This is a genomic window from Curtobacterium sp. B18 (assembly GCF_000333375.1).
Lineage (GTDB): Bacteria > Actinomycetota > Actinomycetes > Actinomycetales > Microbacteriaceae > Curtobacterium.
Map to the genome: position 1 here is coordinate 1 of NZ_BACZ01000394.1, position 619 is coordinate 619.

Below are 619 nucleotides of genomic sequence, written 5' to 3' on the forward strand. Positions count from 1 at the left end.
CGCGAGCCCGGTGATGGGGGACTGCACGAGCATCAGCGCGATGACCGCGAGGGCGGTGGAGCCGATCGCGCGCCACATCGTCACCGAGCGGGTGAGGAACTCGACGACGAACGTCACCAGCGCCATCGCCGCGATGAACCCCATGAAGTTGCGGGTGCCGCCGATGCCCTGGATCGGGCCGCCGTAGGCGATGTTCCCCTGGATGCCGAACGCCGGGATCGGGGTGTCGAGGACGAGCCCGGACAGGACCTCGAGCCCGAGCGCGGCGACGAGCAGGATCCGGAAGGCGTCGCCGGACGCCCGGATCACCTGCACCAGGTCGCGACCCAGCGCGAGGTACAGCCCGAGCCCGATGAAGCCGACCGTGCCGACGAGTCCCCGGAGGGCCACCCACGAGTACTCGCTCCACACCACGCTCAGCGCGCAGTACCCGACGAACGCCAGGAGCGACAGGGGGAGCACCCCGTGCCACTCGATCCGGTAGCGCTGCCCGAGCAGGCTCAGGCCCGCGAGGACGAACAATGTGACGAGACGCACTTGCCCTTCGAGAAGTGCGAGAAGTGCTGGTTCGCGTCCTCCGGCGAGTACAGGCGTACGACGGACGGACGGAAGCCGTTCA

General features: G+C 69.1%; 1 pseudogene. It reads right to left on the bottom strand.

Features of this window, described 5'->3' with window-relative positions:
- Positions 1-537: pseudogene (locus I5E_RS10970) on the bottom strand (exopolysaccharide production protein); the annotation flags it as partial.
- Positions 538-619 lie beyond the last annotated feature (82 nt).